The following is a 14,334-nucleotide window of genomic DNA, read 5'->3' on the forward strand; positions in this document are numbered from 1 at the left end:
AAACGCCCGGTTACATTCCGAACCCGGAAGCTAAGCCTCACAGCGCCGATGGTACTGCAGGGGGGACCCTGTGGGAGAGTAGGACGCCGCCGAACTCCTTTTAGAGCTCTGGCTCTTGGGCATCACAGCCCAAGAGCCAGAGCTTTTTTGCGTTGAGGTAGGGTCGGGGAGCATCGTTGGCTCGTTTCCTACTGGAGGCCCCCGGGTGGAGGTCCAGGAGACCCGTGTTCAGACCGACCGGGTCCTCACCATCCCCAACATCCTCAGCATGGCGCGTCTCGTCGGCGTGCCCCTCTTCCTGTGGCTGATTCTCAGGCCCGAGTTCGGAGGGCCGCAGAGCGACGGCTGGGCTCTCCTCGTGCTGGCCCTGAGCGGGGTGAGTGACTACCTGGACGGCAAGCTGGCGAGGCGCTGGAACCAGATCAGCAGCCTGGGCCGGCTGCTCGACCCGGCCGCCGACCGGCTCTACATTCTCTCCACCCTGGTCGGCCTCACCTGGCGGGAGATTCTGCCCCTCTGGTTGACCGCTGTACTTCTCGCCCGGGAACTGGTTCTGCTGGTGATGGTGGGCATCCTCAGACGGCACGGCTATCCGCCACCCCAGGTGAACTTCCTGGGGAAGGCCGCCACGTTCAACCTGATGTACGCGTTCCCGCTTCTCCTGCTCAGCGACGGAAGCGGATGGCTGGCTTCGCTGGCGGCTGTTTTCGGATGGGCGTTCGCAGGTTGGGGTACAACCCTGTACTGGTGGGCAGGAGTCCTCTACGTGGTACAAGTCCGCCGCCTGGTCCGTGCGGACGTCATGGCCGACTGAGCCCACCGATTGCCGGTCAAGAGCGGCTCGATGGCCCGCGGGGGAAAAGTGCGGGACAATCTGGACGGGTGAAGTCGGCCAGACCGTCTCTTCAAGGAGGACGCTTCCGACATGAAGGCCGTCGTGATGGCCGGAGGCGAGGGCACTCGCCTTCGCCCTATGACCTCGAGCATGCCCAAGCCGCTCCTGCCGGTGGCCAACCGGCCGATCATGGAGCATGTTCTCAGGCTGCTCAAAAGGCATGGGCTCAACGAGACCGTCGTCACCGTGCAGTTCCTGGCCTCACTGGTCAAGAACTACTTCGGTGACGGCGAGGAGCTCGGAATGGAGCTCACATATGCCAACGAGGAGAAGCCACTCGGTACCGCCGGAAGCGTCAAGAACGCCGAGGAGGCGTTGAAGGACGACGCCTTCCTCGTCATCTCCGGCGATGCCCTGACCGACTTCGACCTCACCGATCTCATCAACTTCCACAAGGAAAAGGGCGCTCTGGTCACGGTCTGCCTGACGCGCGTGCCCAATCCGCTTGAATTCGGTATCACCATCGTCGACGAGGAAGGCAAGGTCGAACGCTTCCTGGAGAAGCCGACCTGGGGCCAGGTCTTCTCGGACACCGTGAACACGGGCATCTACGTGATGGAGCCCGAGGTCTTCGACTACGTGGAAGCCGACGTCCCCGTCGACTGGTCCGGCGATGTCTTCCCCCAGCTGATGAAGGAAGGCAAGCCGATCTACGGCTATGTCGCCGAGGGCTACTGGGAGGACGTCGGCACGCACGAGAGCTATGTGAAGGCCCAGGCCGACGTCCTGGAAGGCAAGGTCGACGTCGAGCTCGACGGCTTCGAGATCTCGCCGGGCGTGTGGGTGGCCGAGGGTGCCGAAGTGCACCCGGACGCCGTTCTGCGCGGTCCCCTCTACATCGGGGACTACGCGAAGGTGGAGGCCGGCGCGGAAATCCGCGAGCACACCGTCGTCGGCTCCAACGTCGTCGTCAAGAGCGGGGCCTTCCTGCACAAGGCCGTGGTGCACGACAACGTGTACATCGGGCAGCACAGCAATCTGCGCGGCTGTGTCGTCGGAAAGAACACCGACATCATGCGGGCCGCCCGCATCGAGGACGGCGCGGTCATCGGCGACGAATGCCTGATCGGTGAAGAATCGATCGTGCAGGGCAACGTGCGGGTCTACCCGTTCAAGACCATCGAAGCCGGCGCGTTCGTCAACACCTCCGTGATCTGGGAGTCCCGCGGACAGGCGCATCTCTTCGGCGCCCGCGGTGTCTCCGGCATCCTGAACGTCGAGATCACGCCCGAGCTGGCCGTACGCCTCGCCGGCGCCTACGCGACCACCCTGAAGAAGGGCTCGACCGTCACCACGGCCCGTGACCACTCCCGTGGCGCGCGGGCGCTGAAGCGGGCGGTGATCTCCGCGCTCCAGGCCAGCGCCATCGACGTACGGGACCTGGAGAACGTGCCGCTGCCTGTGGCGCGGCAGCAGACCGCGCGGGGCAGCGCCGGCGGCATCATGATCCGGACCTCGCCCGGCGTGCCGGACTCCGTGGACATCATGTTCTTCGACGGGCGGGGCGCCGACCTGTCGCAGGGCAGCCAGCGCAAGCTGGACCGGGTGTTCGCGCGGCAGGAGTACCGGCGGGCGTTCCCGGGCGAGATCGGCGACCTGCACTTCCCGGCGAGCGTCTTCGACTCGTACACCGGGTCGCTGCTGCGCAACGTGGACACCACCGGGATCGCCGAGTCCGGTCTGAAGGTCGTCGTGGACGCCTCCAACGGCAGTGCCGGTCTCGTCCTGCCGAGTCTGCTCGGCAAGCTCGGGGTGGACTCGCTGACCATCAACCCGGGCCTGAACGAGGCCAGGCCGACGGAGTCCGCCGACCAGCGGCGGTCCGGGCTGGTGCGCCTCGGGGAGATCGTGGCGTCCTCGCGTGCCGCGTTCGGCGTGCGGTTCGACCCGGTGGGTGAACGGATCTCGCTGGTCGACGAGAAGGGCCGGATCATCGAGGACGACCGGGCGCTGCTCGTCCTGCTCGACCTGGTGGCCGCCGAGCGGCGCAGCGGGCGGGTGGCCCTGCCGGTGACCACGACGAGGATCGCGGAGCAGGTGGCGGCCTACCACGGCACTCAGGTCGAATGGACGACGACCTCGCCCGACGACCTGACCCGGGTCGGGCGTGACGAATCGACCATCTTCGGCGGTGACGGCCGGGGCGGCTTCATCGTCCCCGAGTTCAGCAGCGTCTTCGACGGCACGGCGGCCTTCGTGCGGCTGATCGGCCTCGTGGCCCGGACGCAGCTCACGCTGAGCCAGATCGACGCGCGGATTCCGCGGGCGCACGTCCTGAAGCGGGATCTGGCGACCCCGTGGGCCGTCAAGGGGCTCGTGATGCGGCGGGTCGTCGAGGCGGCCGGAGACCGCTTCGTGGACACCACGGACGGCGTCCGCGTGGTCGAGGCGGACGGACGCTGGGTGATGGTCCTGCCGGACCCGGCGGAGGCGGTCACCCATCTGTGGGCGGAAGGGCCGGACGACGCCTCCGCGCAGGCCCTGCTGGACGAGTGGTCGGCGGTCGTGGACAGCGCCGGTCGCTGACCCGCGCACCCACGCGCACATGCCGGACGGGCCTCCGCGAGGGGGCCCGTCCGGCACGCCGGTGGGGCCATTCGGAGGTATCGGCGGCGACGTGCGACGATGTGCGGCATGCCGCAGCAGCCCCCCGTTCGGAGCACACCCGCGCTTGGGTCGCGCCCGGACGCGTCCATGTCGCTGCTCACCAACGTCATGGACCACAGCCTCGACGAAGGCTATGCCGAGGCCGCCGCCCGCAAGCGGGCCGAAGGCTCGGGCGGGATGCCCAGAACGGTGCGGGCGAAGCTCGGCCTCGCCGCCGGGCTGGTGCTCGCCGCCCTCGTGGTGACGGTGGGCGGGGTGCAGGCGCGCGTCGCCGCCCCCGCCGTCGCCAAGGAGCGCGAGGAACTGATCGACCGCATCGACCACGAGACCGAGGCGGCCGACAAGCTGGAGGACGACGTCGACGAGCTGCGCGACGACGTGAGCGCGCGGCAGCGGGAGGCGCTCCGCGACAGCGGTGGCGGCAAGGCGGTGCTGGCGGGGATGCTCGCGGGCGCCGTCGGGGTGCACGGGCCCGGCGTCAAGCTGGTCGTGGACGACGCCGAGGAGGCGTCCTCGGGAGGCGGGAGCAACCCGCGCGAGACGACGGGGTTCTCCGACACCGGCCGCGTGCGCGACCGTGACATGCAGCGGGTCGTCAACGGGCTGTGGGCGTCGGGCGCGGAGGCCGTCTCCATCAACGGGCAGCGGCTGACGGCGCTGTCGGCCATCAGGGCGGCGGGCGACGCGATACTGGTCGACAACCGTCCGCTGGTGCCGCCGTACACCGTGCTCGCGGTGGGCGACGGGAAGAACCTCAGCAGCGCGTTCCAGGACAGCTCCGACGGGTTGTATCTGAGCGCCCTCCAGGAGAACTTCGGCATCCGCACCGCCATCTCGGTGGAGAGCGACCTCAAGCTGCCCGCGGCGCCGAGTGTGATCGTACGTACAGCACAGCCGAGCACCGAGAAAACCGGGAAGGGCACATCGTGATCGCCGTACTGGGCCTCGTCGTGGGAGTCGTGGCCGGCCTCTTGGTCCAGCCCGAGATCCCTGCGGCCGTCGTGCCTTATCTGCCGATCGCCGTCGTGGCGGCGCTGGACGCCGTGTTCGGTGGTCTGCGGGCCATGCTGGACGGGATCTTCGACGACAAGGTGTTCGTCGTGTCGTTCCTCTCGAACGTCGTCGTGGCCGCGCTGATCGTCTTCCTTGGCGACGAGTTGGGCGTCGGGTCGCAGCTGTCCACGGGTGTCGTGGTCGTGCTGGGCATCCGCATCTTCTCCAACGCCGCGGCCATCCGCCGGCACGTCTTCAGGGCGTGAGGCCGATGAGCGACCAGGACAGGACTCCGCGACCGGACGAGACGGCGCGCCGGGGCGAGGCCCCCCGCAAGGAGGCTGCGCCGGGCAGCCAGGCCCCTCGCCGAGAGGCCGTGCCGCACAGCCAGACCCCTCGCCAGGGGCAGGGTTCGCCCCGTGATCAGGCCGCTCGGCAGGACGAGACGCCCACGACCCAGCTGCTGCGCAAGGAGCTGCCCGCCGAGGTCCCGGCGCAGGACACGCGCCCCGGAGCCGCCGAGGCGCCGCCCGCTGCGGCCGGCCCCGCTGCGGCGGCGCCCGACGCGAAGTCCCCGGCGCCGGACGAGGAACCCCGCGGATGGGTGCCGGCCGAGGACGCCGAGCCGTCGCTGACCGGGCGGCAGCGGCTGGTGGAGGGGCTGTGGCCGCCGCGTGTCACCCGGGCCCAACTCATCGTCGCGCTGCTGCTGTTCGGGCTCGGCTTCGGTCTGGCCGTGCAGGTCGCCTCCAACAGCGAGAGCGGCAACGCCCTGCGCGGTGCGCGCCAGGAGGACCTCGTGCGCATCCTGGATGAACTGGATGACCGCAGTCAGCGTCTAGAGGACGAGAAGCAGGGTCTCGAGAAGCAGCGGCAGGAACTGGAGAACAGTTCCGACCAGGCCGAGGAGGCCCGTCGGCAGACGGTCGAGAAGGAGAAGCAACTCGGCATCCTGGCGGGCACGGTGGCCGCCGAGGGGCCCGGCATCACTGTGACCATCGACGACAAGAAGGGGACGGTCGAGGCGGACATGCTGCTCGACGCGATCCAGGAGCTGCGCGCGGCGGGGGCGGAGGCGATCCAGGTGAACGACGTGCGGGTGGTCGCCGGCACGTACCTCACCGATTCGGACAACTCCGTGAGCGTCGACGGGAACAAGATCAACGCGCCCTATCGTTTCAAGGTCATCGGCAAGCCGCAGGACCTCGAACCGGCGCTCAACATCCCTGGAGGCGTGGTGCAGACCCTGGAGAAGGAGCAGGCCACCGTGACCGTCGAGCGATCCACCAAGATCGTCGTGGACGCCTTGCGAGCGCCGAAGCAGCCTGACTACGCTCGGTCGTCCTCGCAGTGAACCGGCGGTGCATGGCGGTCGTCGGGCAGGGGCATGAGGTTGCGGGGGGTCGGCGCACCGATCGGGTGGTGCGTGGTGGAAACTGTCTGGTGGCTACGGACGTTGTGAAGATGTCCGGGTCGGCCGGTGTATTCAGTCAGGGTTCGTCCTGCCCCACGGGCGGGTCTGTTTCGGTCAAGGGGAATCGCCCGTGAAGTTGTTTGCGAAGTTGTTCGGCAAGAGCGCGCGAGAAGGCAGCGACAACGCGACCGCGCGCCATCGTGCGCAGCCGGACGCGGAAGGCCAGCGGCCGCTGTTCCGGGACCAGGTGGGTGGTCCGGGCAGCGACATTCCCGGTGGTCAGGGCGCGGCGTCTGTTGACCCCGCCCAGTCCGGCGGCATAGGTTTCGGGCAACCGTCAACCTCAACTACGGGTGGAGGGTTTTCCCCTATGTCGGCCCTGGTGTGTACGAGGTGCGGTAACCGCAACGCGGAGAACAGCCGCTTCTGCTCCAACTGCGGCGCGCCGCTGAGGCCGGGCGTGACGCCGGAGCGGCCGTCGGAGACGACGTCGACGATCTCCATCTCGGGTCTGGAGGCGTACGACTCCGAGGTCACCGGTCAGACGCAGTTGCCGGCGCTCTCGCCCGAAGCTCAGGCCGCGGTCGACGCGCTGCCGTTGGGTTCGGCGCTGCTGGTCGTGCGCCGTGGTCCCAACTCGGGCAGTCGCTTCCTGCTGGACGGCGATCTGACGACGGCGGGGCGCCACCCGCAGAGCGACATCTTCCTGGACGACGTGACGGTCTCGCGCCGCCATGTGGAGTTCCGGCGCGGCCAGGACGGTTCGTTCACGGTGGCCGACGTCGGCAGCCTGAACGGCACGTACGTCAACCGCGAGCGGATCGACGAGGTTCCCCTGTCGAACGGCGACGAGGTGCAGATCGGCAAGTACCGGCTGGTCTTCTACGCGAGCCAGCGAGGCTACTGACCCTCCCCCGGGAGCGTCCCGGGGGCACGCCCCAAGGGAAGGTCCATGCTTCGAACACCGAGGGGCGGTGCCGGGCACGGCGCCGCCACCGCGGACGGTGGTCTGATGAGCATCGGCACGGTGCTGAACGTGCTGCGCGACGAGTTCCCCGAGGTGACGATCTCCAAGATCCGTTTCCTGGAGGCCGAAGGGCTCGTCGAGCCGCAGCGGACCCCGTCCGGGTACCGCAAGTTCAGCGCCGGCGACGTCGAGCGCCTCGGCCATGTCCTGCGGATGCAGCGTGACCACTATCTGCCGCTCAAGGTGATCCGCGAGCATCTGGACGCCATGGAGCGCGGCGAGGCCTCGCCGCTTCCCACGGTGGGCCGGCAGCGGGACGGCGAGGCCGTCCAGGAGGCGCCCGAGGCTCCCACCGCCGCGCGGATCGGCCGGGCCGAGCTGCTGGCCGCCGCGGGCATCGACGAGCGCGATCTGGACGAGTGGGAGTCGTACGGGCTGGTGGTGCCGCTGGGTGACGGGGTCTACGACGCCGAGGCGGCCACCGTGGCGGCACTGGTGGCCGAACTGGGCCGGTTCGGCATCGAGCCCCGGCATCTGCGGGTGATGAAGGCGGCCGCCGACCGTGAGGCGGGGCTTGTCGACCAGGTGGTCGCCCCGCTCAAGCTGCACCGCAACCCGCAGACCAGGGCGCATGCGCAGGCCCGTACGAAGGAGCTGGCGGACCTCACGGTCCGGTTGCACTCGGCGCTGGTGCAGACCGCGCTCGGAGTGCGGCTGCCCTGAGAGCGCTCAGGGGCTGTCCGGGTGTGGTGCGGTGCGGCCGGATCGGTCACCCGTTCCCGGCCCGACTACCCAAACGTCCCGGGCACGGCCTAGGGTTGCTGTGTGAACGAGCTCGATGTCGTAGGTGTCCGGGTCGAGATGCCCTCCAACCAACCGATCGTGCTGCTGCGTGAAGTGGGAGGCGACCGTTACCTCCCGATCTGGATCGGGCCGGGGGAGGCGACGGCCATCGCCTTCGCCCAGCAGGGCATGGCTCCGGCGCGGCCGCTGACCCACGATCTGTTCAAGGACGTGCTGGAGGCCGTCGGCCAGGAGCTCACGGAAGTGCGCATCACGGATCTGCGTGAGGGCGTCTTCTACGCCGAGCTGGTCTTCGCCAGCGGGGTCGAGGTGAGCGCCCGTCCCTCCGACGCCATAGCGCTGGCCCTGCGCACCGGGACGCCCATCTTCGGCAGCGACACGGTGCTGGACGACGCGGGCATCGCCATCCCGGACGAGCAGGAGGACGAGGTGGAGAAGTTCCGCGAGTTCCTCGACCAGATCTCCCCGGAGGACTTCGGCACCAGCAACCAGTAGGTCTCGCGGGCGCCGCCGGCGCTCGCGACGTGCCGTTGCGGCAGGGCCGGTGCCCGGCGATTGCCGGGGGCGACTGAGTGCGTCCTACGGCTCCTTCTCAGCGCATTCGGCTAGCCTTTCCCCGCGGCGGGGTGCGGGAAACCACTCTTAGGGTGATTATCACTCGGCGTGGCGAGTGTGGCGATCGTTGACGCACCCCTGGTGACTGCCTACCGTCGAGAGGCAGGTCAAGGACGGAGGTCGGCGTGAGAAGCAGCGGCGACGGTACGGCTGGGGGTGCCCCCGGATTCGGTGTCGGGGGTGGCGGTCCGTACCTGCCCCCAGGCTCTCGGCTGCGTGCGAGCGGGGGTCACCCCGGTCACGGCAGCGCGGCCCCGCAGGCTTCGCAGCGGCCGGCGGCCGTGCCGAGCGGCGGAGGGACGGCGTCCATGGCGTCCGAACAGATCGGCTACCGCGGTCCGACGGCCTGCGCGGCCGCGGGCATCACCTACCGGCAACTGGACTACTGGGCCCGCACCGGTCTCGTGGAGCCGAGCGTGCGGTCCGCCCACGGGTCGGGCACCCAGCGTCTGTACAGCTTCCGGGACGTCGTCGTCCTGAAGATCGTCAAGCGGTTCCTGGACACGGGGGTGTCGCTGCAGAACATCCGCAGCGCCGTCCAGCACCTGCGTGAGCGCGGGTTCCGTGATCTGGAGCGGCTGACGCTGATGAGCGACGGGGCCACGGTCTACGAGTGCACGTCCCCCGACGAGGTCCACGAGCTGCTCCAGGGCGGCCAGGGCGTCTTCGGCATCGCGGTGGGCGTGGTCTGGCAGGACGTCGAGAGCGCGCTGTCGCAGCTGCACGGGGAACGCGTCGACACCGGGGAGACGCTCGTGGGGCACAACCCGGCCGACGAACTGGCGCGGCGGCGCAACCGGGCGGTCTGACCTTTCGGGGGAGTCTGTCCGACGGCCCCTCAGCCGGTGGAGACCGCCGTGTGAGGCCGTTGTCAGTGGTGTGGTGCAGCATCGTAGATGTGAGAAACGCGCCCACCATCCTGCATCTCGACATGGATGCCTTCTTCGCGCAGGCGGAGCAGGCGTCCAAGCCGAGCCTGCGCGGGAAGGCCGTGATCGTGGGGGGCCTCGGGCCGCGCGGGGTGGTGGCCACCGCCTCGTACGAGGCGCGAGTGTTCGGGGTGCACTCGGCGATGCCCACGGCGCAGGCGCGCCGGCTGGCTCCGAACGCCGCCTATCTGGCGCCGCGGTTCATGTTCTACCGCGCGATCAGCGAGCAGGTGATGGCGCTGCTGCGGGCCCTGTCCCCGCTGGTGGAGCCGCTCAGCCTGGACGAGGCGTTCGTCGATCTGGAGGCCGGGGGGGCGGCCTGGGACGGTGTGTCGGCGCAGGCGGCCGGGGTTCGGCTGCGTGCGGACATCCGCGCCGTCACGGGGCTCACCGGGTCGGTGGGGCTGGCCGCGTCCAAGATGCTCGCGAAGATCGCCTCGGAGCGGGCGAAGCCGGACGGGCTGGTGCTGATCGAGCCGGGCACCGAGCGGGCGCTGCTCGGCCCGATGCCGGTGCGGACTCTGCCGGGCGTGGGACCCGCGACGGGCGACCACCTCAGACGGGCGGGGATCACCACGGTCGACGAACTCGCCGAGGCGGGCGAGGACGAACTCGTACGGCTGCTGGGCAAGGCGCACGGGCACGCGCTGTACGGCATGGCGCTGGCGCGCGACGAGCGGCCGGTGGTGGCCGAGCGGGAGACGAAGTCGGTGTCCGTGGAGGACACCTACGACGTGGACATCCACGACCGGCTGCGGGTGGGTCTGGAGGTCGGGCGGCTGGCCGACCGGTGCGTGCGCAGGCTGCGCGAGGCCGGGCTGTCGGGGCGGACGATCGTGTTGAAGGTGCGGCGCTACGACTTCTCCACGCTCACCCGGTCGGAGACCCTGCGCGGGCCCACGGACGATCCCGCCGTGGTGCGGGAGGCGGCGGCGAGGCTGCTGGACTCCGTGGACACCACGGGCGGGGTGCGGCTGCTCGGCGTGGGAGTCAGCGGCCTGGCGGACTACACGCAGGAGGACCTGTTCGCGCAGGCCGCGGGGGAGCGGCTGTCGGCGGCACCCGAGGAGGAGCCGGCGCGTGAGCCCGCCGAGCGGGAGGAGACGCCCGTGGAACACCGGTGGCGTCCGGGCCTCGACATACGCCACGCCGAGTTGGGGCACGGCTGGGTGCAGGGCAGCGGCCTCGGCCGGGTCACCGTGCGTTTCGAGACGCCCTGGTCGGACGTGGGCCGGGTGCGTACGTTCCGGGTCGACGACCCCGCCCTGGAACCGGCGGACCCGCTGCCCCTGGTGCCCGGCGCGCCCCCGGGGATGCCCGGCGCCGGACCGCAGCCGCAGGCGGAGGCAGCCGCGCGTACGACCGCGCCTGGGCCCGGCCCCCGCACCGTCCCGACCCGGTGACCTGCGGCGCGGCTCAGGTGTCGTCCGAGCCGGCGAGTCTGCCGAAGTCGTGATCGGGCAGCGGGGGAGGGGCGGCCACGTCGAGCCCGTAGTGGTGGTAGAGCTGGAGCTCCTGCTCCGGGGAGAGATGGCGGCCCACGCCGAAGTCGGGGGCCTCCTTGATCAGGGTCCGCTCGAACGGGACGTGCAGCACGCCCTCCACCAGTTCGCTGGGCTCCAGGGGGACGAAGGCGTCACGGGAGAAGAGACCGGTGCGTATGGCGGCCCATTCCGGCACGCCGGTCGCGTCGTCGAGGTACACCTCGTCCACCGTGCCGATCTTGGCGCCGTTGCGGTCGAATGCCTTGCGGCCGATCAGGTTGCGCGGATCGATGTCGGTCTGCACGGGCCCTCCACATGGTCGCATCTCATCCGTAAGCACTACAAAAGAGCACAACGGGACGGGCGGCCACTCGAAAGGAGGGGCGTTGACCCCGCTGGTAGTCTGGCAACGGCTGCTGACCCCGTGCGGGAGAGTCCTCCGAGAAGCCGTCGGAGGCGCCGAAGGAGCAAATCCTCCCCGGAATCTCTCAGGCCCACGTACCGCACGGACGAGGTCACTCTGGAAAGCAGAGCGGTGGCGCGAGTCCCCGCTCTCACCGACGGTGAAAACCGGACGCCCACGGGCGGCCGGTGAAACTCTCAGGTTGAGATGACAGAGGGGGAGGCCGTCCGGGTACCCGCGCCAGTGGTGCCCCTCGAAGGTCGCGTCAGACCAGGAGGCCTCCGCAATGACCGCCCATCGCATTCCGCTCTCCGACCTCGAACAGGGAATCCCCTTCGAGCAGCGCCACATCGGCCCTGACCAGGAGGCGCGGGCCAAGATGCTCGCGCACGTCGGATACGGCTCGTTGGACGAGCTGACCGCCGCCTCCGTCCCGGATGTCATCAAGAACGCCGACGCGCTGGACCTGCCCGGCGCGCGCACCGAGGCCGAGGTGCTGGCCGAGCTGCGGTCGCTCGCCGACCGCAACGAGGTCCTCGCCCCCATGATCGGCCTCGGGTACCACGGCACGTTCACGCCGCCCGTCATCCTGCGCAACGTCATGGAGAACCCGGCCTGGTACACGGCCTACACGCCCTACCAGCCGGAGATCTCCCAGGGCCGGCTGGAGGCCCTGCTGAACTTCCAGACGATGGTCGCCGACCTGACCGGGCTGCCCACCTCCGGCGCCTCGCTGCTCGACGAGGGGACGGCCGCCGCCGAGGCGATGGCGCTGACCCGCCGCATGGGCAAGAACAAGAAGGGCCTCTTCCTGATCGACGCGGACGTGCTGCCGCAGACGATCGCCGTGATCGAGACCCGCGCCGAGCCTACCGGTGTCGAGGTCGTCGTCGCCGATCTCGGCGACGGCATCCCCGCCGAGATCGCCGGCCGTGAGATCAACGGCGTGCTGCTCCAGTACCCGGGCGCCTCCGGCGTCGTACGGGACATCAAGCCCGTCATCGACCAGGCCCACGAGCTGGGCGCGCTCGTCGTCGTCGCCGCCGACCTGCTCGCGCTGACGCTGCTGACCTCGCCCGGGGAACTGGGCGCGGACATCGCCGTCGGCACCACACAGCGGTTCGGTGTCCCGATGGGCTTCGGCGGGCCGCACGCCGGCTACATGGCTGTCCAGGAGAAGTTCGCGCGCAGCCTGCCCGGGCGGCTCGTGGGCGTCTCCGTCGACGCCGACGGCGACAAGGCGTACCGGCTGGCGCTGCAGACGCGGGAGCAGCACATCCGGCGGGAGAAGGCGACCAGCAACATCTGCACGGCGCAGGTGCTGCTCGCCGTCATGGCCGGGATGTACGCCGTGTACCACGGCCCCGAGGGGCTGCGGGCGATCGCCCGGCGCACGCACCGGTACGCGACGATCCTGGCCGCGGGGCTCACGGCCGGCGGGGCCGAGGTCGTGCACGGCTCCTACTTCGACACGCTGACCGTGCGTGTGCCGGGCCGGGCCGCGGACGTCGTCGCCGCCGCACGGGAGAACGGCGTCAACCTGCGCCTCGTCGACGCCGACCACGTGTCGATCGCCTGTGACGAGACCACCGGGCGGGCCCAGGTCACCGCCGTGTGGGCCGCGTTCGGGACCGAGGGCGACATCGCGGCGCTGGACGCGGTCACCGAGGACACCCTGCCCACGGGGCTGCTGCGCGCCGACGAGGTCCTCACCCACCCCGTCTTCCACCAGCACCGCTCCGAGACGGCGATGCTGCGCTACCTGCGGCGGCTGTCCGACCGGGACTACGCGCTGGACCGGGGCATGATCCCGCTGGGCTCGTGCACCATGAAGCTCAACGCCACCACCGAGATGGAGCCGGTCACCTGGCCCGAGTTCGGGCAGCTGCACCCCTTCGCGCCCGCCGAGCAGGCGCAGGGCTACCTCACCCTCATCCGGGAACTGGAGGAGCGGCTCGCCGAGGTCACCGGCTACGACAAGGTGTCCCTCCAGCCCAACGCGGGCTCGCAGGGCGAGCTGGCCGGGCTGCTCGCGGTGCGCGGCTACCACCGGGCAAACGGGGACGAGCAGCGCACGGTGTGCCTGATCCCGTCGTCCGCGCACGGGACGAACGCCGCCAGCGCCGTGATGGCCGGCATGAAGGTCGTCGTCGTCGCCACCGCCGGGGACGGCGAGATCGACGTCGAGGACCTCAGGGCGAAGATCGACAAGCACCGGGACGAGCTCGCCGTGCTGATGATCACCTACCCGTCGACGCACGGCGTGTTCGAGGAGCATGTCGCCGACATCTGCGCCCAGGTGCACGACGCCGGCGGCCAGGTGTACGTGGACGGCGCCAACCTCAACGCACTCGTGGGGCTCGCCAAGCCGGGGCACTTCGGCGGTGACGTCTCCCACCTGAACCTGCACAAGACGTTCTGCATCCCGCACGGCGGCGGCGGTCCCGGCGTCGGCCCGGTGGCCGTGCGCTCGCACCTCGCTCCGTACCTGCCGAACCACCCGCTGCAGCCCGCCGCCGGGCCCGAGACGGGCGTCGGTCCGATCTCGGCCGCGCCCTGGGGCTCCGCGGGGATCCTGCCGATCTCGTGGGCGTACGTGCGGCTCATGGGCGGGGAGGGGCTGAAGCGGGCCACCCAGGTGGCGGTGCTCAGCGCCAACTACATCGCCAAGCGCCTCGAACCGCACTACCCCGTGCTGTACACCGGGCCCGGCGGGCTCGTCGCGCACGAGTGCATCATCGATCTGCGTCCGCTGACCAAGGCGACCGGGGTGAGCGTCGACGACGTGGCCAAGCGGCTCATCGACTACGGCTTCCACGCGCCGACGATGTCGTTCCCGGTGGCCGGGACACTGATGATCGAGCCCACCGAGTCCGAGGACATCATCGAGCTGGACCGGTTCTGCGAGGCGATGATCGCCATCCGTGCGGAGATCGAGAAGGTCGCCTCGGGCGCGTGGCCGGCCGACGACAACCCGCTGCGCAACGCACCGCACACCGCCGCCGCGCTCGGCGGGAAGTGGGAGCACGCGTACTCGCGGGAGGAGGCCGTCTTCCCGGCCGGGGTGTCGGCCGCCGACAAGTACTGGCCGCCGGTGCGCCGGATCGACCAGGCCTTCGGCGACCGCAACCTGGTGTGCTCCTGCCCGCCGCTGGACGCCTACGAGGACTGACGCCGGGCGGCCCGCCGGTCACACCCCCCCGTAAGACCGGCCCCGCGACAC

Annotated in this window: 12 protein-coding genes, 1 rRNA gene and 1 riboswitch; of the genes, 12 read left to right on the plus strand and 1 reads right to left on the minus strand. The window is 70.3% G+C overall.

The genetic code is table 11. The features are described from left to right. From rrf to ACIOC0_RS00055, 11 genes are all read left to right on the plus strand, one after another. Positions 1–95 (plus strand): 5S ribosomal RNA (rrf, locus tag ACIOC0_RS00005); the annotation flags it as partial. A 110-nt stretch (positions 96–205) separates the two neighbouring features. Further along, on the plus strand, positions 206–814 hold the full coding sequence (locus ACIOC0_RS00010; RefSeq protein WP_351098115.1) for a CDP-alcohol phosphatidyltransferase family protein: 609 nt from the start codon (positions 206–208) through the stop codon (positions 812–814). 111 nt (positions 815–925) lie between these two features. Beyond that, on the plus strand, positions 926–3,421 hold the full coding sequence (locus tag ACIOC0_RS00015; protein WP_402150264.1) for a sugar phosphate nucleotidyltransferase: 2,496 nt from the start codon (positions 926–928) through the stop codon (positions 3,419–3,421). A 99-nt stretch (positions 3,422–3,520) separates the two neighbouring features. Further along, a complete protein-coding gene (locus ACIOC0_RS00020; RefSeq protein ID WP_402150267.1) occupies positions 3,521–4,432 on the plus strand; it encodes a DUF881 domain-containing protein in 912 nt (303 codons plus the stop codon). Next, positions 4,429–4,761 carry a small basic family protein gene (locus ACIOC0_RS00025; RefSeq protein ID WP_030798533.1) on the plus strand — a complete coding sequence of 111 codons (333 nt, stop codon included), beginning with the start codon at positions 4,429–4,431 and terminating at the stop codon, positions 4,759–4,761. The genes ACIOC0_RS00020 and ACIOC0_RS00025 overlap by 4 nt, the downstream gene beginning before the upstream one ends. Positions 4,762–4,766: 5 nt before the next feature. Further along, positions 4,767–5,849 carry a DUF881 domain-containing protein gene (locus ACIOC0_RS00030; RefSeq protein ID WP_402150270.1) on the plus strand — a complete coding sequence of 361 codons (1,083 nt, stop codon included), beginning with the start codon at positions 4,767–4,769 and terminating at the stop codon, positions 5,847–5,849. 82 nt (positions 5,850–5,931) lie between these two features. Continuing rightward, complete coding sequence (locus ACIOC0_RS00035) at positions 5,932–6,816, plus strand: FHA domain-containing protein (RefSeq protein WP_351098123.1); 885 nt, start codon at positions 5,932–5,934, stop codon at positions 6,814–6,816. A gap of 45 nt (positions 6,817–6,861) precedes the next feature. Further along, a complete protein-coding gene (locus ACIOC0_RS00040) occupies positions 6,862–7,599 on the plus strand; it encodes a MerR family transcriptional regulator (protein ID WP_402150273.1) in 738 nt (245 codons plus the stop codon). Between the two features lie 102 nt (positions 7,600–7,701). Further along, a complete protein-coding gene (locus tag ACIOC0_RS00045; RefSeq protein WP_055634823.1) occupies positions 7,702–8,175 on the plus strand; it encodes a bifunctional nuclease family protein in 474 nt (157 codons plus the stop codon). Between the two features lie 245 nt (positions 8,176–8,420). Next, positions 8,421–9,104, plus strand: a complete 684-nt coding sequence (locus tag ACIOC0_RS00050) for a MerR family transcriptional regulator (RefSeq protein ID WP_402150276.1) — start codon at positions 8,421–8,423, stop codon at positions 9,102–9,104. A gap of 89 nt (positions 9,105–9,193) precedes the next feature. Next, a complete protein-coding gene (locus ACIOC0_RS00055; protein ID WP_402150279.1) occupies positions 9,194–10,627 on the plus strand; it encodes a DNA polymerase IV in 1,434 nt (477 codons plus the stop codon). A 13-nt stretch (positions 10,628–10,640) separates the two neighbouring features. Here ACIOC0_RS00055 and ACIOC0_RS00060 read toward each other — a convergent pair whose 3' ends face one another. Then, positions 10,641–11,012 carry a PRC-barrel domain-containing protein gene (locus ACIOC0_RS00060; protein ID WP_402150281.1) on the minus strand — a complete coding sequence of 124 codons (372 nt, stop codon included), beginning with the start codon at positions 11,010–11,012 and terminating at the stop codon, positions 10,641–10,643. 113 nt (positions 11,013–11,125) lie between these two features. Continuing rightward, positions 11,126–11,222: riboswitch (glycine riboswitch) on the plus strand. 175 nt (positions 11,223–11,397) lie between these two features. Here ACIOC0_RS00060 and gcvP point away from each other — a divergent pair. Then, a complete protein-coding gene (gcvP, locus tag ACIOC0_RS00065) occupies positions 11,398–14,283 on the plus strand; it encodes an aminomethyl-transferring glycine dehydrogenase (protein ID WP_402150284.1) in 2,886 nt (961 codons plus the stop codon). Positions 14,284–14,334 lie beyond the last annotated feature (51 nt).

Origin of the sequence: Streptomyces sp. NPDC088254 (assembly GCF_044740925.1) — a bacterium.
Lineage (GTDB): Bacteria > Actinomycetota > Actinomycetes > Streptomycetales > Streptomycetaceae > Streptomyces.

Excerpts from the sequence above, each read along its gene's own strand:
- ACIOC0_RS00015 (WP_402150264.1), top strand. The coding sequence starts at position 926 with ATGAAGGCCGTCGTGATGGCCGGAGGCGAGGGCACTCGCCTTCGCCCT.
- ACIOC0_RS00020 (WP_402150267.1), top strand. The coding sequence starts at position 3,521 with ATGTGCGGCATGCCGCAGCAGCCCCCCGTTCGGAGCACACCCGCGCTT.
- ACIOC0_RS00030 (WP_402150270.1), top strand. The coding sequence starts at position 4,767 with ATGAGCGACCAGGACAGGACTCCGCGACCGGACGAGACGGCGCGCCGG.
- ACIOC0_RS00040 (WP_402150273.1), top strand. The coding sequence starts at position 6,862 with ATGCTTCGAACACCGAGGGGCGGTGCCGGGCACGGCGCCGCCACCGCG.
- gcvP (WP_402150284.1), top strand. The coding sequence starts at position 11,398 with ATGACCGCCCATCGCATTCCGCTCTCCGACCTCGAACAGGGAATCCCC.